27 protein-coding genes are annotated in these 23325 nt (G+C 69.0%); 18 read left to right on the top strand and 9 right to left on the bottom strand.

The annotated features are described in order from the left end of the window. Window positions 1-221: 221 nt before the first annotated feature. Window positions 222-1952: a sodium:solute symporter family protein gene (locus ACYR7D_RS16565; RefSeq protein ID WP_459545474.1), complete on the top strand. Its 1731-nt coding sequence runs from the start codon at window positions 222-224 to the stop codon at window positions 1950-1952. 10 nt (window positions 1953-1962) lie between these two features. Continuing rightward, a complete protein-coding gene (locus ACYR7D_RS16560) occupies window positions 1963-2211 on the top strand; it encodes a hypothetical protein (protein WP_459545473.1) in 249 nt (82 codons plus the stop codon). Between the two features lie 194 nt (window positions 2212-2405). Here ACYR7D_RS16560 and ACYR7D_RS16555 read toward each other — a convergent pair whose 3' ends face one another. From ACYR7D_RS16555 to ACYR7D_RS16540, 4 genes are all read right to left on the bottom strand, one after another. Beyond that, on the bottom strand, window positions 2406-2906 hold the full coding sequence (locus tag ACYR7D_RS16555; RefSeq protein ID WP_459545472.1) for a L,D-transpeptidase: 501 nt from the start codon (window positions 2904-2906) through the stop codon (window positions 2406-2408). A 166-nt stretch (window positions 2907-3072) separates the two neighbouring features. Beyond that, entirely contained in the window at window positions 3073-4368 is a 1296-nt protein-coding gene (locus tag ACYR7D_RS16550) for a hypothetical protein (RefSeq protein ID WP_459545471.1), read from the bottom strand. After that, the gene (locus ACYR7D_RS16545) at window positions 4365-4589 is read right to left on the bottom strand and encodes a hypothetical protein (RefSeq protein ID WP_459545470.1); all 225 of its coding nucleotides are present in this window, start codon (window positions 4587-4589) and stop codon (window positions 4365-4367) included. The genes ACYR7D_RS16550 and ACYR7D_RS16545 overlap by 4 nt, the downstream gene beginning before the upstream one ends. A 321-nt stretch (window positions 4590-4910) precedes the next feature. Beyond that, window positions 4911-5393 carry a nuclear transport factor 2 family protein gene (locus ACYR7D_RS16540; RefSeq protein WP_459545469.1) on the bottom strand — a complete coding sequence of 161 codons (483 nt, stop codon included), beginning with the start codon at window positions 5391-5393 and terminating at the stop codon, window positions 4911-4913. A 188-nt stretch (window positions 5394-5581) separates the two neighbouring features. On the opposite strand from ACYR7D_RS16540, the gene ACYR7D_RS16535 reads away from it, so the two are divergent. Continuing rightward, window positions 5582-6121, top strand: coding sequence for a mycothiol transferase (locus tag ACYR7D_RS16535; protein ID WP_459545468.1), 540 nt, complete (start codon window positions 5582-5584; stop codon window positions 6119-6121). A gap of 100 nt (window positions 6122-6221) precedes the next feature. After that, on the top strand, window positions 6222-7733 hold the full coding sequence (rfaE2, locus tag ACYR7D_RS16530; RefSeq protein WP_459545467.1) for a D-glycero-beta-D-manno-heptose 1-phosphate adenylyltransferase: 1512 nt from the start codon (window positions 6222-6224) through the stop codon (window positions 7731-7733). Window positions 7734-7751: 18 nt separating this feature from the next. On the opposite strand, the gene ACYR7D_RS16525 is transcribed toward rfaE2, so the two are convergent. From ACYR7D_RS16525 to ACYR7D_RS16510, 4 genes are all read right to left on the bottom strand, one after another. Further along, window positions 7752-8567 (bottom strand): SigB/SigF/SigG family RNA polymerase sigma factor, encoded by an 816-nt coding sequence (locus ACYR7D_RS16525; RefSeq protein ID WP_459545466.1) that lies wholly within the window; start codon window positions 8565-8567, stop codon window positions 7752-7754. Then, the gene (locus ACYR7D_RS16520; RefSeq protein ID WP_459545465.1) at window positions 8557-9000 is read right to left on the bottom strand and encodes an ATP-binding protein; all 444 of its coding nucleotides are present in this window, start codon (window positions 8998-9000) and stop codon (window positions 8557-8559) included. The genes ACYR7D_RS16525 and ACYR7D_RS16520 overlap by 11 nt, the downstream gene beginning before the upstream one ends. Before the next feature lie 171 nt (window positions 9001-9171). After that, the gene (locus tag ACYR7D_RS16515) at window positions 9172-9813 is read right to left on the bottom strand and encodes a PAS and ANTAR domain-containing protein (RefSeq protein ID WP_459550189.1); all 642 of its coding nucleotides are present in this window, start codon (window positions 9811-9813) and stop codon (window positions 9172-9174) included. Window positions 9814-9936: 123 nt separating this feature from the next. Further along, entirely contained in the window at window positions 9937-10269 is a 333-nt protein-coding gene (locus ACYR7D_RS16510; RefSeq protein WP_459545464.1) for an STAS domain-containing protein, read from the bottom strand. A gap of 401 nt (window positions 10270-10670) precedes the next feature. Here ACYR7D_RS16510 and ACYR7D_RS16505 point away from each other — a divergent pair, with 401 nt between their 5' ends. From ACYR7D_RS16505 to ACYR7D_RS16490, 4 genes are all read left to right on the top strand, one after another. Continuing rightward, the gene (locus ACYR7D_RS16505) at window positions 10671-11282 is read left to right on the top strand and encodes a flavodoxin family protein (RefSeq protein WP_459545463.1); all 612 of its coding nucleotides are present in this window, start codon (window positions 10671-10673) and stop codon (window positions 11280-11282) included. Between the two features lie 69 nt (window positions 11283-11351). Next, window positions 11352-12374, top strand: a complete 1023-nt coding sequence (locus ACYR7D_RS16500) for an iron-containing redox enzyme family protein (RefSeq protein WP_459545462.1) — start codon at window positions 11352-11354, stop codon at window positions 12372-12374. Further along, complete coding sequence (locus ACYR7D_RS16495; protein WP_459545461.1) at window positions 12368-13018, top strand: HemK2/MTQ2 family protein methyltransferase; 651 nt, start codon at window positions 12368-12370, stop codon at window positions 13016-13018. The genes ACYR7D_RS16500 and ACYR7D_RS16495 overlap by 7 nt, the downstream gene beginning before the upstream one ends. A 193-nt stretch (window positions 13019-13211) precedes the next feature. Next, the gene (locus tag ACYR7D_RS16490; RefSeq protein ID WP_459545460.1) at window positions 13212-13385 is read left to right on the top strand and encodes a CDGSH iron-sulfur domain-containing protein; all 174 of its coding nucleotides are present in this window, start codon (window positions 13212-13214) and stop codon (window positions 13383-13385) included. 107 nt (window positions 13386-13492) lie between these two features. Here ACYR7D_RS16490 and ACYR7D_RS16485 read toward each other — a convergent pair whose 3' ends face one another. Then, window positions 13493-15616: a catalase gene (locus ACYR7D_RS16485; protein WP_459550188.1), complete on the bottom strand. Its 2124-nt coding sequence runs from the start codon at window positions 15614-15616 to the stop codon at window positions 13493-13495. A 324-nt stretch (window positions 15617-15940) separates the two neighbouring features. On the opposite strand from ACYR7D_RS16485, the gene ACYR7D_RS16480 reads away from it, so the two are divergent. From ACYR7D_RS16480 to ACYR7D_RS16435, 10 genes are all read left to right on the top strand, one after another. Then, complete coding sequence (locus ACYR7D_RS16480) at window positions 15941-16171, top strand: DUF6480 family protein (protein ID WP_459545459.1); 231 nt, start codon at window positions 15941-15943, stop codon at window positions 16169-16171. A 42-nt stretch (window positions 16172-16213) separates the two neighbouring features. Beyond that, entirely contained in the window at window positions 16214-17470 is a 1257-nt protein-coding gene (locus ACYR7D_RS16475; protein ID WP_459545458.1) for a glycosyltransferase, read from the top strand. A gap of 21 nt (window positions 17471-17491) precedes the next feature. Beyond that, window positions 17492-18202, top strand: a complete 711-nt coding sequence (locus ACYR7D_RS16470; RefSeq protein WP_459545457.1) for an SDR family oxidoreductase — start codon at window positions 17492-17494, stop codon at window positions 18200-18202. Window positions 18203-18260: 58 nt separating this feature from the next. Then, window positions 18261-18845 carry a nucleotidyltransferase family protein gene (locus ACYR7D_RS16465; RefSeq protein WP_459545456.1) on the top strand — a complete coding sequence of 195 codons (585 nt, stop codon included), beginning with the start codon at window positions 18261-18263 and terminating at the stop codon, window positions 18843-18845. A 1-nt stretch (window position 18846) separates the two neighbouring features. Then, window positions 18847-19119, top strand: coding sequence for a BON domain-containing protein (locus ACYR7D_RS16460; RefSeq protein ID WP_459545455.1), 273 nt, complete (start codon window positions 18847-18849; stop codon window positions 19117-19119). Window positions 19120-19142: 23 nt separating this feature from the next. Further along, window positions 19143-19898 (top strand): metallophosphoesterase family protein, encoded by a 756-nt coding sequence (locus ACYR7D_RS16455; protein ID WP_459545454.1) that lies wholly within the window; start codon window positions 19143-19145, stop codon window positions 19896-19898. Window positions 19899-19964: 66 nt separating this feature from the next. Continuing rightward, window positions 19965-21023, top strand: coding sequence for a glycosyltransferase family 9 protein (locus ACYR7D_RS16450; protein ID WP_459545453.1), 1059 nt, complete (start codon window positions 19965-19967; stop codon window positions 21021-21023). After that, complete coding sequence (locus tag ACYR7D_RS16445) at window positions 21020-21610, top strand: HAD-IIIA family hydrolase (protein ID WP_459545452.1); 591 nt, start codon at window positions 21020-21022, stop codon at window positions 21608-21610. The genes ACYR7D_RS16450 and ACYR7D_RS16445 overlap by 4 nt, the downstream gene beginning before the upstream one ends. Then, entirely contained in the window at window positions 21607-22227 is a 621-nt protein-coding gene (locus tag ACYR7D_RS16440; RefSeq protein ID WP_459545451.1) for a D-sedoheptulose-7-phosphate isomerase, read from the top strand. The genes ACYR7D_RS16445 and ACYR7D_RS16440 overlap by 4 nt, the downstream gene beginning before the upstream one ends. Next, window positions 22218-23309, top strand: a complete 1092-nt coding sequence (locus ACYR7D_RS16435; RefSeq protein WP_459545450.1) for a PfkB family carbohydrate kinase — start codon at window positions 22218-22220, stop codon at window positions 23307-23309. The genes ACYR7D_RS16440 and ACYR7D_RS16435 overlap by 10 nt, the downstream gene beginning before the upstream one ends. Window positions 23310-23325: the final 16 nt, after the last annotated feature.

The following is a 23325-nucleotide window of genomic DNA, read 5'->3' as shown; positions in this document are numbered from 1 at the left end:
GTCTCCCGGCGAGAGCTCCCGGCACCGGCCCGGCCCGCCGGCTCCCTGGCACAGCGAACACCGGTCGGACGAACACATCCGATAGTGCGCGAACACCGAACGTAGCGCTCGTGCGCGCGGTACGTTCGATACACCAGAACCCCTCTGGTGGTGCGGCCGACCCTCGCGAGCCGATCGGGTGCGCCGCGCGGTTGTCCGTGGTCGCTCCGAGGAGACGTTCCATGTCGCAGCGCGATACAGCCCACGAGCTCGCTCCCACGCTCGCCGAAGGGCAGGTACTGCGGCTCGACGCGCAACCGATCGATTATGCGATCGTCGCCCTCTACTTCGTCTTCGTCATCGGTATCGGACTGCTGGCCCGCCGGCGGGTCTCGTCGAGTATGGACTTCTTCCTGTCGGGACGATCGCTACCGGCCTGGGTGACAGGGCTGGCGTTCATTTCCGCGAACCTGGGCGCGGTCGAGATCATGGGTATGTCGGCCAACGGAGCGGAATACGGTTTCCCGGCCTTCCACTACTTCTGGATCGGCGCGGTTCCGGCCATGCTGTTCCTGGGCGTGGTGATGATGCCGTTCTACTACGGTTCGAAGGTACGCAGTGTGCCGGAGTTCATGCGCCGGCGCTTCGGTACCGGCGCCCATCTGGTGAACGCGCTCAGCTTCGCGATCGCCCAGGTGCTCATCGCCGGGGTGAACCTGTACCTTCTCGGCACGATTCTGAACGTCCTGCTGGGCTGGCCGCTGTGGACAGCGGTGATCATCGCGGCGGTGATCGTACTGTCCTACATCACCCTGGGCGGACTGTCCGCGGCGATCTACAACGAGGTGCTGCAGTTCTTCGTCATCGTGGCCGCGTTGCTCCCGCTCACCCTCCTCGGGTTGCACCGCGTGGGCGGCTGGGCCGGGCTGCGGGACCGGGTGGCCGCGTCACCCGGTGGGGCCGAACAGCTGGATTCCTGGCCCGGCAATGCCCTGTCCGGGTTCACCAACGATTTCCGGTCGATCCTCGGTATCGTCTTCGGTCTCGGTTTCGTCCTGTCGTTCGGCTACTGGACCACGAACTTCGTGGAGGTCCAGCGAGCACTGGCGACGCATTCCATCGCCGCCGCACGCCGCACTCCGATCATCGGCGCGTTCCCCAAGATCTTCATTCCGCTGATCGTGATCATCCCCGGCATGATCAGCGCTGTCCTGGTGCCCCAGATGGCCGAATACAAGCGGGCCGTCACCGCGAACCCGGATCTGGACAGCGATACCAACTACAACCAGGCACTGCTGTACCTGATGAAAGAGGTCCTGCCGAACGGTTTGCTGGGCGTCGGCCTGGCCGGTCTGCTCGCCGCGTTCATGGCGGGGATGGCGGCGAACATCTCGGCGTTCAATACCGTGTTCAGTATCGATCTGTGGCAGCAGTACGTGGTGCGGGAGCGATCGGATACCTATTACCTGACCGTCGGCCGGGTGGCGACCGTGGGCGCCACCGTGGCGGCGATCTTCACCGCGTTCATCGCGAGCGGGTTCGACAACATCATGGACTACCTGCAAACGCTGTTCAGCTTCTTCAACGCGCCCCTGTTCGCCACCTTCATCCTGGGCATGTTCTGGAAGCGGATGACCCCGGCCGCGGGCTGGACCGGCCTGGTGGCGGGTACGGCGGTGGCCGTGGCCATCTTCGTGCTGAACGAGGTGGGGGTGTTCTCCCTGTCCGGCCAGGGCGCCAGTTTCGTCGCCGCCGGGGCGGCCTTCGTGGTGGACATCCTGGTCAGCGTGCTGGTCACCCGGGTGACCCGCCCGAAACCGGCCTCCGAACTCGTCGGCCTGGTGTATTCGGAAACGCCGCGGGAACTGCGCACCGATCCCGAAGCCGCCACCCTGCCCTGGTATCAGCGCCCGGCGCTGCTGGCCGGTATCGCGCTGGTACTGGTGATCGTCCTCAATATCGCCACCGGATAGGACAACCACAGTGCTCTTCGATATCCGCACCATCGTCGGCGCCCTGCTGGGGCTCTACGGCATCGTCCTGGTGATCGCCGGGCTGGTTCACGGCACCGCCGGCGCGGACACGCGAACCGGTGGGATCAACGCGAACCTCTGGACCGGGGTGGCTCTGCTGGTCGCCGCCCTCGCGTTCGTCGTATGGGCGCGACTACGGCCGGTAGCCGTCGACCACCCGGCCGTCGAGAACGAGGACGAAACCGACGCGGACCGTTAGACGCCGCGACGGGTACCGGTACACGACTCCGCCCGGCCGGGCCGGGCGGAGATATCAGAATATCCGGCGCGTATTCAGTCCGGCAGGCCGAACGCGAAGCCCAGGGCGATGAGCAGGCAGCTGATGATGGAAACAACCACGATGATCCACATCAGGCAAGCGTACGAAACCGGATGAACGGTCTCGGGACCGGGTCAGGGCACGACCTCCACGACGTCACCGGGCTCGAGGTAGTGGTAGACGGCGATGGCGCCCGCCTCGGTCAGGCGGATACAGCCGTGCGACTGGTGTTCCACCGGCCCCACGTGGAAGGCGATATCCCCGTTGAAGAACACCGCGTAGTGCATCGGCGCATGATGCATGGTGCTCCAGTGGTAGGGCCGTTTGAAGGAGACGTGGAAAACCCCGGGCGGTGTCTCGAACCCGTCCATACCGTGGGACATCGGGGTCGGCCCGTAGACGACCTTCCCGTTGTCCATGAGCCAGACCTCGTTCGTGGAGAGCCGCAGGCAGGCGCGCGCCGCGGTCGAGCAGGGGGCCTGGGCCGGGATGATCGCCGGTACCCCCGGAACATCCGGCCCGTTCGGCCACAGGGGATCGGCGACCGCCGGCGCGGCGGGCGCCAGCACCGCCGCCGCGACCCCGGTGAGTACCGCCGTCCGGCGCACCCGCGCGAGAAACTGTCCGTCGCTCATCTCGTACCCGCCTCTTCTCTCGATCCCCCGCGAGGGATAGCAAATGAGTAGCGAAATTCCGAGAACTCTCCGACGGTACCGAGTTCGCGCGCGTTATGGGCGGCAATCGCGCCCGACGCGCGGAAATGGACATACGCGCGGCGGCGAAACGCGGCCTGATCATCTTTCAGGCAACACTCCAGCTATCGGAAGTGGGTCCGCGGCGGCGACGCCGGCGACGCTGGTAGAACACCTCCTCCACCGAGATATCCGGCACCGCTTCGGCGATCCCGGCCAGCCGGTCCGCCAGCCGCAGTTCCGCGATACGCCGGTGCAGACCGGCCCGGCGTTCGGGCGTGAGCCGAGCCCACAGGCCGCCGATACGCCGCTGCGATTCGATATCGGCACTGGTCAGCAGGCGCAGCAACTCGGGCCAGAGATCATCGGCGTTGGCCACCGACGGGAGCTCGAACAGCCGCTCCGCCGGCATTCGCGCCACCAGTGTCACCAGATAGCGCTGGACCTCGGGATGACTGTGTTCGGCCAGCCGCAGCAAACCCCGCCACGGACCGGGCTCGAACGCCACCACCAGCGATTCCACGATCGCGGTGAGCGCCGCGGTATTACCGAATATCGGATTACGCGCCATCCGTACCAGATCGGGCCGGGCGAGTTTGCCGATGAAGGTCATCAGCTCCGGCGCGGCTCCCTTCTGGATGGTGTGCGCGGCGAGTTTGCCCAGCGATTCCGGCGCGCCGGCATCGAGGAGCACAGCACCTATCGCACCGGCCACATCGGGCTCGGCCCGCGAGATGGCCGAGATGGCGGCTTCCTGCAGTTCGGGCGAACCCGCCAGCACCGTGGTCATCATGAGGGGGATCCGGTTCCGCCGGCCGTTCAGCAGCTGGCGCAGTATGCTGCTGACCGCGGCCGGGGAGTAGGTGTAGGCCGCGGAGAAGAGCAGCCCCTCGTCGTCGAAGGTTCCGGTCTCGACCGCTTCCACCAGTTTCGGTTTGGCGTATTCGAGGAACGGTCCGACGGTGATGTGATCCTTCCGGCGCAATACCTCGTTCACGATCGCGACCAGCGGTTCCGACGCCATGATGTCGCCCAGTTCACCGAGCACCCTGGGGTCCACATACGGGGTGCAATCCGCGGCGTACTCGGTTTTCAGCATGGTCAGCGTATCGGCGGCCGCATCAGGGTAGTCGATCCCTACCGCGCATGCCGCGCGGCCGGTCATGATGGGCGGCACGATGCGCTGCACCAGCGGCAGCGAAACGGTCAGCGGGATGATCGGGATCAGCCGCCCGATCCGCTTGAACATCTCCCCGTGATAGTCGGAGAACCGGCGCGAGATACGCGTTTCCAGTTCGTGCAGATGTTCGGCGCCGAGCCGTTCCAGATAGGAGATCCGTTCGACGGGTACGTGTAACGTGCGCGCCAGCAGGATCATCTGCGCGCGCGTGACCAGATCACTCATGCCTCGAGCGCATCCCCGAACATGATCCGCCGGGTGATACCACGAAACGGCGGCGGGAAGAACCGGATCATTCCGTTCACCGCTTCGAGCAGCAGATCCTTCTCCATCCTCTGGGCATCACGGAACAGGGTGAGCAGATCCTCGATCTCCTGGTCGGACAGCATTTCCGAGGCGGCTGTGGGGCCATCGAGTTCGTGGACGAGTTCGGTTCTGGCGCTCATTCTGCTCCTGTGTTCTCTCAGCGGCCGGCGGCCACGGAAAAACCGTCACCGGCACCAGGTGTTACCCGCACGACGATATGCCGAATCCTCATGGCCGTAAGGTCGTTCACAACTGGTGTTACCTGCCTGCAATTCGTGCTGTCTCATATCGCCGGGTGCTCGAGACGCTACCGCAGCCTCCGGCGCATCCGGTTCCCCGATTCGGAAGGCGCAGCGGAAACGACCTGCTGCGGTGGCTCGATCGTCCGCGCACGGCGAGAGGGCGGAGGACGGCGCGTAAGCCTCCGAATCCCTGGAGAGGGATTCCTCCGCGACCCCGCTTCATTTCTCCGCGGCCGGGGCCCACATATTGCTGAGCAGGGTATGGCTCGGGGTGTCGGCCAGCGACTGTGAGGATTCGTAGATCCGGACGTAGGAGGTGGCCAGGATCCGCCAGATACCGTCGGCCCCGCGCCGGTAGCGGTCGGTGTAGTAGCCGGACCCCCGGATGAGCATGCCGAAATCGGTGGCGAGAACGGTGTCCTCGAACAGCCAGCTCCCGGTGGCCGTATCGCCGTCGACGGTGATCTCCGGATGATTGGCCACATGGGTGGTGACGATGCCGGGACCCATGTTCTCACGCATGAACCCGACCACGGCGTCACGACCGTCCAGGGTGAGCGCGCGCCCCATGGCGTGGGTGCCGTAGCGCGCTTCGATCTCCGGATCGAGGGTATCGGCGAAATCGTCCCACTGTTTCAGATCCAGGGTCCGGAAGTACCGGTATTTGAGACCGCGGAGATGCTCGAGTGCCTGCAGATCCATGGAGTCACCTTGGCACGACCCGCCGCTCACGACAAGAACATGTTCTATTTTTTTCGAACGGGCCCGCGCTTCCGTTCCTTGCGTGCCACCCGGTTTGCGGGAACCGGCGCGTGGTACTGCGCCGATACCGCAACCCTACGAGCGCGCAACCGGCGCCGCCGTTCACCGCGCGAGCCACGGAGACACCGATGAACACTGCCGAACTGCTCAGCGATGCCTTCCAGCGAATCCGGGCATCGGTACACGAGGCCGTCGACGGGCTCGACGAGAACGCACTCGGACACCGTCTCGACCCCGGCTCCAATTCCATCGCCTGGCTGATCTGGCATCTGACCCGGGTCCAAGACGAACATATCGCGGAACTCGCCGGCGCCGAACCGCTGTGGACGGGCCGCGGCTGGTACGAACGCTTCGATCTGCCGATCGACCGGCAGGCCACCGGCTACGGCGACGGCCCCGCCGAGGTGGCTCTCATCCGCGCCCCGGCGGAACTGCTGACCGGGTACCACGACGCCGTCCACGAGCGCACCCTGCGGTTCGTCGGCGCGATCGCCGACCGGGACCTCGACGCCGTCATCGACTCGAGCTGGGATCCCCCCGTCACCATGGGCGTGCGATTGATCAGCGTGATCGCCGACGATCTCCAGCACGCGGGCCAGGCCGCGTTCTTGCGCGGGGTGCTGACCCGGACCCACACAGGACAGGCCGCGGCCACCGGCGCACACTAGTCCGCACCATCCCGCACGCCGTGGCCGACCGGCGGTGCGGCGGAGCCGGAACCGCGCCGGCCATGCTCCTGTCCCTCCGTCATCGACCGGAAGGCACCCAGTGAACGGCGGCGACCATCGTGACAACGACAGCAACCGGCCGCCCGCCGGAGCCGAGCCGGGGCGGGTTCCGGGCGCGGCACGCAGGCGCGCGAGCACACCGGCACGAGTGGTGGTACTCGGGGACACGGTGCTCGATATCCGGCGTTGGGGGCCCACCGTCCGCCGGTACCGGGAGGCACCTGCCCCCGCGGTCGATATCGAACGAGTCGATACGGCTCCGGGCGCGGCGGCGAATATCGCGGCCGGGCTCGCGGCACTCGGCGCGCAGGTCGAATTGATCGGCCTGATCGGTACCGACCCCGCCGCGGCCACCCTGCGGGCCACGCTGGAGGCCGCCGGGGTCGGCACCACCGGGCTCTACGCCACGCCCGGCCGCGCCACAGCGATCCGGAACCGGGTGGTCGCGGGCGACCGGGTCCTGGTGCGCTACGACGAACCGGCGCCGGCGCCCGCGAACAGCGCCGAAACGGCCGCCCTGCGCGCGCTGCTCGATACCGCTCTGCGGGATGCGGACGCACTGCTCGTCGGTGATCACTCCGCAGCCGTATCGGCCTGGAACGACCGGCTCCGCACCGGGCCCGACCGGCCACCGCTGCTCATCGTGGATACGCACCGGCCCGCATACTGGTGTCCCGGCTCCGGCGCCCCGGGCCCGGCGGCCACCCATATATCGGGCCGCACCGACCGTGCGGAGGCGGATACCCGGATCTCGTATCGCCCCGATCTCGGCCGAGGGTGCGCAGACCCCGGAACCAGAACACTGGTCGTCACCCGGGAAGGGACGGAGACGATACCTCCGGACGGTGTCCGGCCGGCATCGCGGACCCGGCTGCACCCCGTCCCCGGCGGCCGGTCAGGGGAACAGGCGGACGCCTTCGTCGCCGCGCTGGCACTGGCCCTGATGGACGGTACGGCACCGGCCGCGGCCGGCGAACTCGCCCGGGCCGCGGTCACGGAGCCCGTCCGCCGACCGGGTATCGCCACCCGGACACAGCCGCAGCCCTCCACTCCGCCGGGATCCGGCGAAACGATTCTCGACCCCGGCAGGCTGTGCGAGGCGGTGGCCCGGGAGCGCCGCGCCGGAGCCCGCATCGTCTTCACCAACGGCTGCTTCGACGTCCTGCACGCCGGCCATATCGCCTACCTCGAGGAAGCAGCGCGGCTGGGGGATGTGCTCGTCGTGGCCGTCAACTCCGATTCCGGGGTCCGCCGGTTGAAGGGACCGGACCGGCCGGTGAACTCCCAACGGGACCGATGCGCGGTACTCGCCGCGCTGAGCTGCGTGGACCATATCACCGTATTCGATACCGATACCCCGGCCGACCTGCTGCGCAGCCTCCGGCCCGACCTCTATGTCAAAGGAGGCGACTACCGGCCGGAGCTGCTGCCGGAGACGCCGGTCGTCCACGGCTACGGCGGCGAGGTGCGGACCCTCGGTTATCTCGCCGACCGCTCCACATCGGCGACCATCGAGCGGATCCGGGGCCGGGCGGGTTCGGCCCCCGTCTGACTCCACGGACCGCCCCGGTCAATCACGCAACGCCTGTTCGCGCAACCAGCCCAGCGTCCGGGACAGGATCCGGGATATGTGCATCTGCGAGACCCCGAGGCGCTCCGCGATCTGGGATTGGGTCTTGGATTCGAAGAACCGCATCTGCAGCACCTGCCGTTCGCGGTCGGTGAGCTGCTCCAGCAGCGGTTCGACGGCCATGTAGTCCTCCAGCCAGCCGTACGACGGCTCCTCGGCGCCCAGCGATTCCACCAGCGGTAACCCGGCGCTCTCACTGTCCTCACCGGACGGCGAATCCAGCGAAGAGGTCTGATAGGCATTACCGGCGATGAGGGCCTGCGTCACCTCCACCAGATCGATCTCGAGTTCCGCGGCGATCTCCCGGGCCCGCGGTACCCGGCCCAGCCGCTGGGACAGGGTTTCGATGGTGGGGCCCAGGTTCAGCTGGATCTCCTTGACCCGCCGCGGCACCCGCACCGACCAGGTGTTGTCCCGGAAGTGCCGGCGCACCTCCCCCATGATGGTGGGGACGGCGAAGGACAGGAACGACGAACCGCGCGAGACATCGAACCGGTCCACGGCGTGCAGCAACCCCAGGCGGGCCACCTGGAGCAGATCGTCGTAGGTTTCGCCGCGGCCGGAGAATCGGCGGGCGATGTGTTCGGCCAGCGGAAGGCAGCGGGCCAGAATCTCCTTCCGGAGGGTGACCCGATCCGGGTCGCCCTCGGGAAGGGCGGCCAGCTTGCCGAACAGCGGCTCGATATTGTCGTAGCTGTCGCTGCCACGATGGCGGCGTGAGGGTCCGGGGTCTACCCGTGGTCCCTCAAGCCCCATCGGCGCCTCCTCGGAACCAGCTGAATTCGACATCGGTCGGATAACCACCACTCCCCACGTCGTAGGGGCGCTGCACAACGCTGACCGAGCGGGTCAGCGTCCGGACGATATGCCAGCCGAATCCCTCCTGATCCTGAAGCGAAGCGGCTTCCGATATCGAGGTTACGCGCACTCGCATGTGGTGGTGGTCATAGACGAAGTCGCAACCCAGTGTCGTGTCCGGCACAGCCGTGGCGATCAGCGATGTGGCCACCTCGTCCAGAGCCAGCCGGATATCGGTCACCTCGTCCAGGCCGAAATCGGCGATCAGCGATACCGTCTCCGCCAACGCGCGTAGCATCACCAGTTGTTCGTGGCGGGCGGGTACCCGCACTCCCACCGTCGTCGTATCCGCCGATGTCGTGTCCACAGAGTCGGAAACACTCTCTGTCATGCGCATCACCACCTCGCTTGTGCCGCCCCGCCCCGCAGCGGCCCGGGCGCCTCCCGGGCCCTCGTACCCGCATGACCGTCGGTGACGCCGCGGTTGTTCGTATCCTCGGTTGTCTACCTGATTGTCACATCCGCATGTACCCCGGCTCAGGGGACCGAAACCCGGACCTGTTCAGGGCCTGTCGATACGCTCGTGCACCGTCAGCAACAGATGGTCGAATTCGGTGCGCAACGCGACCGAGGCCTGCTCGATCCTAGGCAATTCGTCCACCAGCCGAGCGGCGAGGGTCCGCAGCTTCGTATTGGTCTCCTGCGAACGCCAGATGAGCACCCGGAACGCCTGTTCGGCGCTGATGCTGTAGACGAGCATGAGCGCACCCTTGGCCTGCTCGATGACCGCGCGCGCGGCGTACAGGCCGGGCAGGGTGTCCTGCAGCGTGTCCTGGCGCTCCTCCTCCAGGGTCTCGGTGAGATCGACGTAGTACCCGGCCGAACCCACCACGACGCCGTCCTCGTCGGTCATGGTGTCGGCCACGACGATCACATGCCGGGTCTGTCCCTGGGTGTCGACGATGCGGTGCCTGCTGCAGAAGGGTTCGTGCGAGGCCACCGACTTCTCCAGCGCACTGGCGACCTGCGCACGGTCGTCGGGGTGTTTATGGGCGAGCAGCACATCGGTGGTGGGCGTCATGGGCTCGGGCGGGTACCCGTGCATCCGGGCCACGGTCTCCGACCACTCCCAGCGCTGGTCCGCGAACCAGAACCGGAAGGCACCAGCGCGCTGCGGTATGCCCGCGCCCAGCGCATTCGCCATCGCCTCGGCCTCATCGGTGCAGTGGCCGTCCTCTTGCGTCACCGGTCGATTATCGACGGTGCTCGTGTCCATCGCGAAACCGGGGCGAGGAACCGGACGCCGGTCCGGGTGCCCCGGTACGAGTCAGGTCTCCAGCGCCGCCCGCAGGCTCGGGAAATAGGGGAACTGGCCGCGCACGCCCGCCACCTCCAGTGCACGCTCCACCTCCCGGCGTCCGCTGACCAGCCGGAATTCGACACCGGCGCGCCATGCGTCGGCCTTGGCGGCGGCCAGGAGGGCGGCCGCCCGGAGACTCAGGAAGGTGGTGGCCCGGAGATCGAGCACCACCACCCGGCAGGCGCCGGCGCGGCAGTGCTGCAGCAGGGCCCGCAGTTCGTCGAGCAGAACCGCGTCGAGTTCGCCCTCCACCCGAGCGATCACGTAGTCGGGATGGTCGGCGCTACGTCGCGACCACATGCGGCCGACGGTGGCCGGTCGTGGTTCGTGCCTGTGCTGATCGGCCTGGTACAAAACGGTGGTAACCGACATGTGAACCCCGTCCGTTGGGTGGGGATTTCCGGCTGGCGTAATGCACTGTGGGTGCACTGCGGGCAGTTGTGATCGGTGGAGCGCCGGCTCCATCCCGCGAGCCCGGGCACCGGTTTACGCGGCGCCGGGATCGGCTGCGTGTTTCAACCTGATCCTCATTCTGGCACGCACCGCTACCGCTGTACACCGTTCACAACGCTTCCGCTCGAACACTTCCCGTCTGCCACGGGCCCGGACCGCCGGACGTTTACACCGCTTGTGCCCGGCTATTGCCAGGGCAGCGGCCGGCGAGCGAACCGGCGGACCGACAGTGCGGAGGTTCCCACCACATGGCTTCCCTGAGCGCGATCGCATTGGTGTGCACACTCAAGAAGTCTCCGGCCGAATCCAGCAGCGATCTGCTGGCGCGGCAACTACTGGGCGAACTGGCCCGCCACGAGGTGACCGGTGAGGTGATCCGGGTGGTCGATCACGACGTCCGTCCCGGCATCACCCGCGACGAGGGCGACGGCGACGAATGGCCGGATATCCGCGCCCGGATCTCCGCCGCCGATATCCTGGTCATCGCCACGCCGACCTGGGTCGGGCACATGTCTTCGGTGGCCCAGCGGGTGCTGGAACGACTGGACGCCGAACTGTCCGAAACCGACGAGGCCGGTAGGCCGGCGATGTTCGGCAAGGTGGCGCTCGCCGCGGTGGTCGGCAACGAGGACGGTGCGCACAAGATCACCGCCGATCTGTTCCAGGCCTTGAACGATATCGGTTTCACCGTGCCCGCCCAGGGCGCCACCTACTGGAACGGTGAGGCCATGAGCGGCGTCGACTACCTGGACCTGGACCGGATCCCCGACCCCGTCGCGTCCACCAACGCCACCGCCGCGCGTAATGCGGCCCACCTCGCCGGACTCCTGCGCACCGCGCAGTACCCGGCCGCCGCGTAAACGATTCCCCCTACCGCGTCCGGTTCCCGGACGCCGATCCCTCGGACGGTCGCCCGAAAGGTGAACCCCATGACCGATACATTGGCCGTCGACGACCGCGCCGCCCACTCCGCTCCGCTGCCTCTGCCCCGAGGCGCTCTTTCCGCGGACCTGGTGGAGGCACTGCGGGGCGAGCCCGGCTCCCCTGTACCCACGGCGCCCGCCGATCCCGACCCGTACGGCGACGATTTCCAGCTCGCCCTGCACACCTGTTACGAACTGCACTATCAGGGATTCCGGCAGGTAGACCCCGAGTGGGAGTGGGATATCGGGCTGCTGCGGTTGCGCAGGGAACTGGAACGCCGGTTCCTCGCCGCGCTCCGTGCCGAGGTAGCCGGTGGTGAGGATGTCACCGCGGAGCTGGACCGGCTGCTCACCGCGCCCGCGGTGGGCGGAGTGCCCCGGTGGTTACGCGACGAAGGGCAATGGTGGCAGGTCCGCGAATACTTCGTTCACCGTTCGATCTACCACCACAAAGAGGCCGACCCGGTGGCCTGGGTCATCCCACGCCTGCGCGGTAGGGCCAAGGCCGCGCTGGTGGCGGTGGAGTTCGACGAATTCGGCGGCGGCCGGGGGGAGCGCGTCCATGCGCGGCTCTACGCCGATCTGCTGCGCGGCGCCGGCCTGGACGACGGCTATCTGCACTACCTGGATATCGTGCCGGCCCCCATGCTCGCCCTGGTCGATATGATGTCGCTGTTCGGGCTGCACCGCTCGTTGCGGGGCGCGGTCGTGGGCCATTTCGCGGCGGTGGAGATCACGTCCTCACCCGCCTCCTACGTCCTGGTCGAGGCACTGGAGCGGTTCGGAGCCGACCCGGCCTGCGTGCGGTTCTACCAGGAACACGTCACCGCCGACGCCGTCCACGAACAGGTGGTACGCCGGGATGTGCTCGCCGATCTGCTCGACCGTGAGCCCGAGCTCGCCGCGTCGATCGTCTTCGGCATCCAGGCGACCGATCTCCTCGAGGACCGCTGCGGTGCGGCGCTGCTGGACCCCTGGCGGACGGGCAGCAGTTCGCTGCGGACCACGGAGCGGGGGCGACGATGCTGATCCGCGGCCCGGGGGTATACCGCCCGCAGCCGGATACCTGGCTGCTCGCTCGCGCGATGACCGAAGCGGCGCTGCCGACCGGGACCCGGGTACTCGATGCCTGCACCGGCACCGGCGCACTGGCGATCCATGCCGCGCGCACCGGTGCGGCCACGGTGACGGCGGTGGATCTGTCCCGCGCGGCGGTGGCCTCGGCCTGGCTCAACAGCCGGCTGTCCGGGGTCCGCCTGGAACTGTTGCGCGGGGACGTCACCCGGGTGGTGCGGGGCCGCCGGTTCGATGTGGTCGTGGCCAACCCGCCGTATGTGCCCTGCGAGAAACCGGCACCCACCGACCGGGCGGCGCGGGCCTGGGACGCCGGACACCACGGCCGGTCCCTGCTCGACCCCCTGTGCACGATGATGCCGCATCTGTTGGACGACGGCGGTACGGCGCTGATCGTGCACTCCGCGGTCTCCGGCACCACGACCACCCTCGACCAGCTGCGCGACGGGGGTCTGAAGGCGACCGTGGTGGCCCGTACCGTTATCCCCTTCGGTCCGGTGATGCGGCGCCGCAGCCACTGGTTACAGGCTCGGGGCCTCATCGGGCCCGGTCAGCAGTACGAGGAGTTGGTGGTGATCCGTGCCGACCGAACCCGATGAGCCGAGCCGCCGCGCAGGCGGACCACCCGATCCCGACGAGCTGCTCGCTGCCGTGCGCGGGTCCCGCCCCCCGGTGACGCGCGGCACCGGGGACCGGGAGGCGGATGAGGTGGGCCGGGCCTGCTCGTACACGGCGGTACCTCCTTGCGCGGCTGCCGGCGAGCCGGGCACCGGTGACCGGGAGTCCCACCGGATGACCTTCACACCGGATGGACCGGTACTGGTCGAGGGCCCCGTCGACCTGGTCACCGCCGACGGCACGGAGATCCACGCGGACCGTTTCCTGGTGGCGATCTGCCTGTGCAAACGTTCCCGGACCTACCCCCTGTGCGATACCAGCCACCGCCGACGGCGCCGGACCACCTGAAACCGAACACCGCTCTCGGCGAGCTCTCCGGGTGACACGGTGACCCCCGTGCGGCCGCACGGTGTCCGCCGAGCGGCCGCACGGGCCGGGATGTTGCCGAGGGCCGGTCAGGCCGGTACGGCGTCGGTATCCCGCTGCCACACCCGGTGACCGGCCAGTACCTCGGCGAAGGCCGCGACGAAAGCATCGGATGCCGATTCCCCGGCCACCACCACCCCGCCGGCCGCGGTATCCGGCTGCGCCGGCACCGCGATTCCGCCCGCACGGAGCACCTCCGCTCCCGCACCGAGCGCCCCCACCGGTTTCGCGTGTTTGTACGCCTCGGTGACGAAGTGCAGGGCCGGGCCCGATCCGGCGATCGTCCGCGCTGCGGCTTCTCCACCGCTCACGATGACCCCGTCGTAGAGAACCGAGGCCATGGTGGGCAGTGCCCGGTCCACCGCCAGACCCGTACCGTCGGCGCCGCGGAGTTCCCCGCCGTGCGGGGCGAGCACCTCGATATCGGCCCCACGCTCGCCGAAGGACTCCCGTAGCCGCTGCACACCGGCTGTGTCCACACCGTCGGCGGCCACCACCGCGATCTTGCGGGTCGCTATGGTGCGCGGTGGCGCGGTCAGCTGCGAGAGCGCCGGCGAGACCGGGACATCGTCCACCGGCACGGCCTCGGGTGCGGGCAGGCCGAGTTCCCGCGCGACCCGCGTGGACAGATCAGGGTCGATGCGCACCAGATGATCCAGCACCCGGCTGCGGATCTCCACCCGCCGGCATTTACCCAGCTCGAAGGCGAACGCCTCGACGATATGTTGCGCTTCGGGCTCGGACATACTGCGCCAGAACATACGCGGCTGCCGGTAGTACTCGCGGAAACTCTCACTGCGGGCCCGGATCGTATCCCCCTCGACCCGGCGGGTGTAGTGCCGGTAGACACCCTCCTGGGCCAGGGCCGGGCAACCGCCGCCGATCGTGTTCTCGGTATAGAAGGCTTCCCCGCGCGGGATATCGTGCCGGCCGTAACCGTCCTGCTGGTGGGTGCGCACATCGGCCAGCGGACGGTTCACCGGCAAATGGGCGAAATTCGGGCCGCCGAGCCGGATCAACTGGGTGTCCAGATAGGAGAAGTTCCGCAGTTGCAGCAGCGGATCGTTGGTGAAATCTATTCCCGGCACCACATTCGCGGTATGGAAGGCGACCTGCTCGGTTTCGGCGAAGAAGTTGTCCGGATTGCGGTCGAGCACCAGTTCACCGACCGGCCGCACCGGCACCTGCTCTTCCGGAATTATCTTGGTGGCGTCGAGCAGGTCGAAATCGAAATCGAATTCTTGTTCCTCCGGTATCAACTGCACACCGAGTTCCCAGCGGGGAAAATCGCCCGCTTCGATACTGTCCCACAGATCCCGCCGGTTGTAGTCGGGGTCGCGGCCGGCTACCTGCTGGCACTCGTCCCACAGCAGGGAATGCACACCCAGCGCGGGCTTCCAGTGGAATTTCACGAATGTGCCGCGCCCTTCGGCGTTCACCAGGCGGAAGGTGTGGACCCCGAAGCCCTGCATCATGCGATAGCTGCGCGGCAGCGCGCGGTCGGACATGAGCCACATGATGGCGTGCAGGGTTTCCGGCTGCTGGGCCACGAAATCCCACAGCGTATCGTGCGCCGACTGGGCCTGCGGGATCTCGTTGTGCGGTTCGGGTTTGACCGCGTGCACGAAATCGGGGAATTTGATGCCGTCCTGGATGAAGAACACCGGAAAGTTGTTGCCGACCAGATCGTAGTTGCCCTGCTCGGTGTAGAACTTGGTGGCGAACCCGCGGACATCGCGCACCGTATCGGCCGAACCACGCGATCCGGCGACGGTGGAGAACCGCACGAACACCGGGGTCGTGGTACCCGGATCCGTGAGGAACTTCGCGACCGTGTACTCGGCCAGCGAATTGTCATAGGGCCGGAAGTAGCCGTAGGCGCCCGCGCCGCGGGCGTGCACCACTCGCTCCGGAATACGTTCGTGATCGAAGTGGGTGATCTTTTCCCGGGCATGGAAATCGTCGAGCAGCGTGGGTCCGCGTTCACCGACGGTGAGCGCATCGTCGGTGTGATCCACCCGTACACCCTGCTGGGTGGTGAGATACCCGCTCGTCCGGTCCTGCCGGAGCGGATCGAGCTGCTGTTGTTTCGCATCGGCGCCGGTGCGGCCCGCGCCGGTCGGCCGCTGTGCCGCTTCCGACGCTGCGGGCACCGGGCCCGTCTGCTCCGATGTACCGTCCACAATGTCCTCCTCTTCGGCGGAGCGGCTCTGCCGTACACACGTGCGATCCGCGCGTCGGCTCTCGGTGCGGTGGCTTCCCACCTCCCGGGGCGATAAACGGGCCCCGCGCTCGCGAGTACTTCGCGAAATCCACCGGATTGACCGACCTCGAAGCGGGTATGCGCGGTCCATGGTGCTACGAACGATCACCGCCAGCGTCGTGCCGGCGGCCGCGGTAACCGGCTACCGCGAGCTGATCTCGGCGCACGGTCTCGCCCACGGACTCCTCCGCACCGGACGAGGAGGCATACGATCATGAGCTCGATGGATCCCGATCCCTCCGACACCCCCGATCTGGAGCCGGGCGGCGGAGTACCTCCCGGGTCCACCCCGCCGGATACGCCGCAGACCTCGGGCCTGTCGGCCCCCGAGCCCCGTACCCGTCACCATTTCCCGCCTACCGGAATCCTCGCCGTTATCGCGACGATCGCGCTGGTAGCGGTCTTCGCGGTGGTCGCGGTCGCCCTCATCGCCTCCTTGGGGTGATACCGGCCGCCCGCACTACGGCCGGACCAGAAGGGAGATCCGATGCGGATCGCCATGATCTCCGAGCACGCGAATCCCCTCGCTCCGCTCGGCGGAGTCGATGCCGGCGGCCAGAACGTTCATGTGGCGGAGCTGGCGGCGGGCTGCGCCGCGCGCGGGCACGAGGTCACGGTCTATACGCGGCGCGACGATCCGGTGACCGACACCGAGGTGGTGACCGGCGCGGGCTACCGGGTGCTCCACGTACCCGCCGGCCCACCGGAACCGATTCCGAAGGATGCCATCCTCTCCCACCTCGGAGAGTTCACGAATTTCCTGCGGCGGCACTGGGCCGCGGAAACACCGGATATCGCGCACGCGCATTTCTGGATGTCGGGTATCGCCGGTGAGCTCGCGGCTCGCGAACGCGATATCCCCGTGGTGCTGACCTTCCACGCCCTCGGCACCGTCAAGCGCCGCTACCAGGGTGCGGCCGATACCAGCCCGCCCTCCCGGATCAAGTTCGAACGCCTCATCGCCGGCCGCGCCGCCCGGATCATCGCGACCTGCCGCGACGAGGTGACGGAACTGGGGCGGATGGGTGTGCCACCGGACCGGGCGGTGGTGGTGCCCTGTGGAGTGGACCTGTCGCTGTTCGAACCGAATGGCCCGCGCGCGCCGCGAACCGCCCGCCGGCGGCTGGTGTCGGTGGGACGTCCGGTGCGGCGTAAAGGTTTCGATACCGTGATCCGCGCGTTGCCGTGGCTCGCCGATACCGAACTGCTGATCGCCGGGGGCTCCGCGGCGTTCACACCGGCCGCCGGTACGGCACGAGGCGAGCCGCCGCCCGGCCGGGACGGCACCGACGAGAACGCGGAAATGTATCGCCTGCAGCGGATCGCCGTGGAATGCGGCGTGGCCGACCGGGTACGGCTGCTGGGTCAGGTGCCACGTGTACGGATGCCCGAACTGTTGCGCTCGGCCGATGCCGTGGTGTGCACCCCCTGGTACGAGCCCTTCGGTATGGTGCCGCTCGAGGCGATGGCCTGCGGTACCCCTGTGGTGGCCGGCGCGGTCGGCGGAATGCTGGACACCGTTGCCGACGGCGTCACCGGCCGTCTGGTCGCTCCCGAGCCCGAACCAGTGGCGCGAGCACTGCGCGCGCTGCTCGCCGATCCCGCCCACCGCCGGGAACTGGGGGCGGCCGGGAGACGCCGGGTGTGCGCGCACTACTCCTGGGACCGCGTGACCGAGGAAACGCTCCGCACCTATGAACTGGCCGCCCCCGCCGACCCTTCCCGTGTGGTGGCCGAGTCCTGAATCCACGAGCAGAGGAGAACCATGGCCGATTCACCGGATACCTCGCGTAATCCCGGCACCGTTCTCGTCACCGGCGGCGCCTCGGGCCTGGGCGCGGCAACCGTCGCGGCGGTGCAGGACGCGGGCGGCACCCCCCTGGTCGTCGACCGGGCCGAACCCGCCCCGGGCGTCGACTGGGAAAAAGCGGACCTGGCCGATTCCGCCGCGGCTACCCGCGCCACCGCGGCGTTGATCGAACGGGCCGGCGGCCGGCTCGACGCCGTTTTCACCGCGGCGGGCACCGATGTGTGCGGGAAACTGGACGAGATCGCCACCGGCGAATGGGAACGTGTCGTCCAGGTCAATCTATTCGGCACCGCGGCCGTGATCCGCGCCGCGCTGCCGGCTCTGCGGGCCCGGCACGGCACCGTGGTCACCTGTGCCTCCACTCTGGGGCTGCGGGCCCTGCCCGATGCCACCGCCTACTGCGCCTCGAAATTCGGCGTTGTGGGTTTCACCCGCGCCCTGGCGGCGGAAACGGCCGGGGAGGTCGGTGTCACCCTGCTCGTACCGGGCGGTATGCGTACCGCGTTCTTCGACGGCCGGCCCGAAGAGTACAAACCACCGGCCGACGCGCGGCTCAACGACCCGGCCGATGTCGCCGCTGCCGCGATCTTCGCGATGACCCAACCGCCCGGCTGCGCGGTCCGGGAGATGGTGGTCTGCCCGGAGACCGAATCCTCGTGGCCGTGACCGGGTGCGGGCCGGTCATCCGGTGATTAGGGTCGCCGCTTCCGGGTAGCCGCCCGGTATGGCTCCGACGCACCAACAGTTGTTGCACGCCCTCACCCGGGCGGCGAACGCGTTGTCGCATCAGGGGATCCCGTTCGCGGTGGCGGGTGGCTGCGCCGTCTACGCGCGCGGCGGCCCGCCTTCGGACCATGATGTCGATCTCTTCGTCAAACCCGCCGACTGCGCCCGGGCGCGCAGCGAACTGGCCCGGGCGGGACTGCGGATCGCCGACGCGGCAGAGGACTGGCTGACCAAGGCCTACGACGGCGACACGCTGATCGATATCATCCATCGCCCGAACAATCGGGAGGTCGACGACGCTCTTCTCGACCGGGCCGAGGTCATGCGGGTAGGTCCGACCGTGGCGCCGGTGGTGCACGGCACCGATCTGCTGGTGGACAAGCTTCTGGTCTTCGACGCGCACCGGCTCGACCTGAGCCCGCTGCTGCGCATCTCCCGCGATCTGCGGGAACAGGTGGATTGGCCAGCGGTTCGCGCCCAGACCGAACATTCGCCGTACGCGCGGGCGTTCCTCGGGCTCATCGACGATCTCGGTATCGCCGATACCAGAACGCCGGAGCCGAACTCCGGAAAGGCGGAATGAGATGCCCGACAGCACACCGCAGCAGCGGCCACCGGAATACCTGGCCGCCGAAATACACCGCGCGCTGACCGAAGACCCGCGCACGGCCGAACAGGGCGTGCAGGTGCGTATCCGAGGTGATGTCGTCTGCCTCGACGGTGAAGTGAGCACCGCCGAGCGCCGCCACCGCCTGGAGGAGGTGATCCGCGATATCGTCCCGGATCTGCCGATTCACAACGATGTGCGCGTCACCGCGAAACCGAGCCCGGGCGAATGTGAGGACCTCGGTGTCTGACACCGAGCGGAAGGAGTGGGCAGATGCGGATCGCCGCTGTCGGAGATATCCACCTGGGAACCGATTCCCGCGGGCTGCTACGGCCCGCCCTGCGAGAACTGCCCGAGCGCGCCGATGTGCTGCTCCTCGCCGGTGATCTGACCCGGCACGGCACCGCGGCGGAAGCCGAGGTGGTGGCCACCGAGTTCGCCGATGTGGGAGTGCCGGTGGTCGCCGTGCTGGGTAACCACGACTATCACAGTGACGTCGCGACGGAGATCTCCGAACTGCTGGAGGCGTACGGCATGATCGTGCTCGAGGGCAGCGCCACCACACTCGAGATCGGCGACCACACTCTGGGTATCGCCGGGACCAAGGGCTTCGGCGGTGGTTTCGCGGGCAAGTGCGCCAGCGTGTTCGGCGAGCGCCTGATGCGCGAATTCGCCGGTCACACCATCGAAATGGCGGCCGCGCTGGACAGCGCGCTGGCGGATCTGGATACCGATGTCACGGTCGCGCTGACCCACTACGCCCCGGTCAGCGATACCTTGCACGGTGAGCCCCGCGAAATCTATCCATTCCTCGGTTCCTATCTGCTGGGGGAATCCATCGACTCCCACCGGGTCGATCTCGCCGTCCACGGTCACGCGCACGCCGGTACCGAACGCGGTACCACGCCCGGCGGGATCCGGGTACGCAATGTCGCCCAACCGGTGATCCGCACCGCCTTCGCGGTCTACGAAATGCAGCCGCGCCCGGAGCGCCTGCGGGCGCGGAGTGAGCGGGCATTGTCGAGATGACCGCCGTCCCCTCGTCTTCCGGCGGGTGCGGGTGGTGAGCCCGCTCGCGGGCCGGGCGGCTCCCGGATGAGCGGGCAGGTCCTCGTCGCCCGTCTCGACAGCGCCGGCGACGTTCTCGTCACGGGCCCGGCCGTCCGCGCTGTGGCGGCCCGCGCCCGGCGGGTGACCTTTCTGGCCGGCCCCCGCGGCCGGGCGGCCGCGGAACTCCTGCCCGGGGTGGACGAGGTCCTCGAATTCCACGCGGGCTGGGTCGATTTCGATGGGCCTCCCGTCACCGCCACCGTGATCGACGCCCTGCGGGACCGCATCGGCGCACTCGCCCCGGACGAGGCCCTGATCTGCACGTCCTTCCACCAGTCACCGCTCCCGCTGGCCCTGGTGCTGCGTATGGCGGGGGTGCCGCGGATCGCGGCGATCTGCACCGACTACCCCGGCTCGCTACTGGATGTCCGCCACCGCGTGGACGACGATATTCCCGAACCGCTACGCGCCCTCTCCCTCGCCGCGGCGGCGGGGTATCCGGGGAACGACAGCCGGCTGCGGGTCCGCGCCGATCTTCCCGATACCCGCGCCCTCACCGGCCCGCCCGGCTACATCGTCGTACACCCGGGCGCCGCCGTACCCGCCCGGCGCCCGGCCGCGGCGCGCTGCGGTGCCTTCGTCGCGGCCCTGCGCGCCGCGGGCTACCGGGTGGTGGTCACCGGAGGCCTTGAGGAACGGGAGTCGACCGCCGTAGTGGCCGCCGCCGGGGGGATCGATCTCGGCGGCGCCACCGACCTCGCGGGCCTGGCGGCCGTACTACGCGACGCGGGCGTCGTCGTCGCCCCCAATACCGGCGCGGCCCATCTCGCCGCCGCCGTCGGCACACCGGTGGTCTCGCTGTTCGCTCCGGTGGTGCCGGCCCGCCGCTGGGCGCCGCACGGTGTGCCCACCGTACTGCTCGGTGACCCGAACGCCGAATGCGCCGGGTCGCGGGCCCGGGTGTGCCCGGTCCCCGGCCACCCCTGCCTGAACGATATCGCCCCGTCGGCCGTGGTCGACGCGGTGGCACGACTCGCCGGTCGCGGAGAAGATCCACCGGAAACGGTTTCACCTGCCACTGCGCGGGCATCCCGGCGGGTATGAACGGCACCGATCAGCTCATCGGCGTTCCGGCGGCGTCCACCCCGCCCGCCGCGGTGCTGTTCGACCGCGACGACACCCTGATCGTCGATATCCCCTACCTCGCCGATCCCGGCCTGGTCCGGCCGGTTCCGGCGGCCCGCGCCCAGTTACGGCGGCTGCGCCGGGCGGGCATACGCACGGGGGTGGTCAGCAACCAGTCCGGTGTGGCCACGGGCCGGATCACGCCCGCCCAGCTCGCGGCCGTCGAATCCCGCGTGGAGGAACTACTCGGCCCGTTCGACACCTGGCAGGTGTGTGTCCACGGTAGGCAGGACGGATGCGGCTGCCGGAAACCCCGGCCGGGTCTGGTACTCGCCGCTGCCCGCGCGCTGGGCGTCGATCCCCGGCACTGCGTCGTGATCGGGGATATCGGTTCCGATATCGACGCGGCGCATGCGGCCGGTGCGGCGGCCGTACTGGTTCCCACTTCCCGCACCAGAACGGAGGAGATCGCGAGTGCCCGACGCACCGCTGTGGTCGCTGCCGACCTCACCGAGGCGGTCACCGTAGCCCTGAAGGGCGCGCACAGGAAGGACCAACCACTGTGAGCACCACAGACGAACCGGATTCCCGTGCCCCGTCCGCGCCGCGCGACGACTGGCTCGAACAGCATTTCGACGCGCTGCGCGCGGCCCTGGCCGGTCATCGGGACGCGGCCTGCCGCCAGGTCCGCGTATGGGGTGCGCAACTGGCCGATACCTACGCCCACGGCGGCCGCCTGCTCGCCTGCGGCAACGGCGGCAGCGCGGCCGAGGCCCAGCATCTGACCGCCGAACTCACCGGCCGTTTCCGCCGGGAACGCCGGCCCCTGTCCGCCATAGCGCTGCATGCCGACTCGTCGAGTACCACCGCCATCGTCAACGACTACGGCCCCGAGGAGATGTTCGCCCGGCAGGTGCGTGCGCACGGGCGGCCCGGCGATGTCCTGGTCACCCTGTCCACCAGCGGTGCCAGCGCCAATGTGGTCGCCGCGGCCAAGGCCGGGCAGGACCTGGGCCTGCGCACCTGGGCGCTGACCGGCCCGTCGCCCAATCCGCTGGCGGCGCTGTGCGACGATGCCATCGCCATCGAGGACGCCGACGTGCCCACGGTGCAGGAGATGCACCTGGTGCTCGTGCACGCCCTGTGCGCCACCCTGGACGAGACACTGGTGCGGTGGACGTGACCTCGGAATCCGGCCCCCTCGTCGTGATCGGCGATGTGTTCCTCGATATCGAGATCGAGGGCCGCGCCGACCGGTGCAGTCCGGAAGCGCAGGTCCCGGTCGTCGATGTGACCGGTCGGTCGTATCGCCCCGGGGGCGCGGGACTGGCGGCGGCGGTCACCCGCGCGGACACCGAGGAGATGGTGCTGATCGGCGGTTTCGCCGCCGATGCCGCCGGACACTGGTTGCGGGAATCGCTGGCGGGGATCACCCGCGTCGTCGAACTGCCGTTCGCCGGTAGCACGGTGTGCAAACAACGGGTGCGCGCGTGTGGGCCGTGGGCGGCGCCGGGCGGCCGGGAAACGCCGACCCCGATCACCCGGCTGGATACCGGCGACGGGCGGGTCGGCACTCAGCCACTGACCCCGGCGGTGGCCGCCGCCCTGCGCACGGCAGGGGCCGTCCTCGTCGCCGATTACGGTCGCGGGGCCGCCGCTCATCCCGAGCTGCGCGCGTTACTGGCGGCCCGGGCGGAACGGGTTCCGCTGATCTGGGATCCCCATCCCCGGGGACCGGAGCCGATACCCGGCGCTGCCCTGGTCGTCCCGAACGACGGCGAGGCCGAGGCCCTGGTGCCCGGCCTGTCCGGCCCAGGCGAACGTGCCCGCGCGCTCACCGGGCGGTGGGACGCCGACGCGGTCGCCGTCACCGTGGGAGCCGAAGGCGCCGTACTCCACCGGCACGGCCCGACCGCCGCCCGGCGGGTGCCGGTACCTCCGGACCAGCGCTCGGGCCCGGGCGCGGATACCTGCGGGGCGGGAGACCGATTCGCCGGAGCGGCGGCTGCCGCTCTCGCCGCCGGCGCCGGCACCGAGGAAGCGGTGGTGCGCGCGGTGGCGGCGGCTTCGGCTTTCGTCGCCGCCGGCGCGGCGGCCGCGTTCACCACCTCCGATATCGACTCGTGGGCGCAGCCGGGGGATCTCGGTCCGATCCTCACCTCCGGGACCCGCCCGGGGCGTGTTTCCCTGGCCGGTCCACCGGCGCCCCGGCATCACGTCACGGGCACCGCGCCCACCTCCGCGGTGAGCCACCGACGCGGATAACCGTCCGGCCCGCCGA

The organism is Nocardia sp. X0981 (assembly GCF_977089955.1).
This window is presented reverse-complemented; position numbering and strand designations above follow the sequence as displayed.

Bases quoted from the DNA above. Each gene is read 5' to 3' on its own strand.
- ACYR7D_RS16565 (WP_459545474.1), top strand. From the start codon at position 222: ATGTCGCAGCGCGATACAGCCCACGAGCTCGCTCCCACGCTCGCCGAA.
- ACYR7D_RS16555 (WP_459545472.1), bottom strand. From the start codon at position 2,906: ATGAGCGACGGACAGTTTCTCGCGCGGGTGCGCCGGACGGCGGTACTC.
- ACYR7D_RS16550 (WP_459545471.1), bottom strand. From the start codon at position 4,368: ATGAGTGATCTGGTCACGCGCGCGCAGATGATCCTGCTGGCGCGCACG.
- ACYR7D_RS16545 (WP_459545470.1), bottom strand. From the start codon at position 4,589: ATGAGCGCCAGAACCGAACTCGTCCACGAACTCGATGGCCCCACAGCC.
- ACYR7D_RS16540 (WP_459545469.1), bottom strand. From the start codon at position 5,393: ATGGATCTGCAGGCACTCGAGCATCTCCGCGGTCTCAAATACCGGTAC.
- ACYR7D_RS16535 (WP_459545468.1), top strand. From the start codon at position 5,582: ATGAACACTGCCGAACTGCTCAGCGATGCCTTCCAGCGAATCCGGGCA.
- ACYR7D_RS16525 (WP_459545466.1), bottom strand. From the start codon at position 8,567: ATGGGGCTTGAGGGACCACGGGTAGACCCCGGACCCTCACGCCGCCAT.
- ACYR7D_RS16520 (WP_459545465.1), bottom strand. From the start codon at position 9,000: ATGACAGAGAGTGTTTCCGACTCTGTGGACACGACATCGGCGGATACG.
- ACYR7D_RS16515 (WP_459550189.1), bottom strand. From the start codon at position 9,813: ATGGCGAATGCGCTGGGCGCGGGCATACCGCAGCGCGCTGGTGCCTTC.
- ACYR7D_RS16510 (WP_459545464.1), bottom strand. From the start codon at position 10,269: ATGTGGTCGCGACGTAGCGCCGACCATCCCGACTACGTGATCGCTCGG.
- ACYR7D_RS16505 (WP_459545463.1), top strand. From the start codon at position 10,671: ATGGCTTCCCTGAGCGCGATCGCATTGGTGTGCACACTCAAGAAGTCT.
- ACYR7D_RS16500 (WP_459545462.1), top strand. From the start codon at position 11,352: ATGACCGATACATTGGCCGTCGACGACCGCGCCGCCCACTCCGCTCCG.
- ACYR7D_RS16495 (WP_459545461.1), top strand. From the start codon at position 12,368: ATGCTGATCCGCGGCCCGGGGGTATACCGCCCGCAGCCGGATACCTGG.
- ACYR7D_RS16490 (WP_459545460.1), top strand. From the start codon at position 13,212: ATGACCTTCACACCGGATGGACCGGTACTGGTCGAGGGCCCCGTCGAC.
- ACYR7D_RS16480 (WP_459545459.1), top strand. From the start codon at position 15,941: ATGAGCTCGATGGATCCCGATCCCTCCGACACCCCCGATCTGGAGCCG.
- ACYR7D_RS16475 (WP_459545458.1), top strand. From the start codon at position 16,214: ATGCGGATCGCCATGATCTCCGAGCACGCGAATCCCCTCGCTCCGCTC.
- ACYR7D_RS16470 (WP_459545457.1), top strand. From the start codon at position 17,492: ATGGCCGATTCACCGGATACCTCGCGTAATCCCGGCACCGTTCTCGTC.
- ACYR7D_RS16465 (WP_459545456.1), top strand. From the start codon at position 18,261: ATGGCTCCGACGCACCAACAGTTGTTGCACGCCCTCACCCGGGCGGCG.
- ACYR7D_RS16460 (WP_459545455.1), top strand. From the start codon at position 18,847: ATGCCCGACAGCACACCGCAGCAGCGGCCACCGGAATACCTGGCCGCC.
- ACYR7D_RS16455 (WP_459545454.1), top strand. From the start codon at position 19,143: ATGCGGATCGCCGCTGTCGGAGATATCCACCTGGGAACCGATTCCCGC.
- ACYR7D_RS16450 (WP_459545453.1), top strand. From the start codon at position 19,965: ATGAGCGGGCAGGTCCTCGTCGCCCGTCTCGACAGCGCCGGCGACGTT.
- ACYR7D_RS16445 (WP_459545452.1), top strand. From the start codon at position 21,020: ATGAACGGCACCGATCAGCTCATCGGCGTTCCGGCGGCGTCCACCCCG.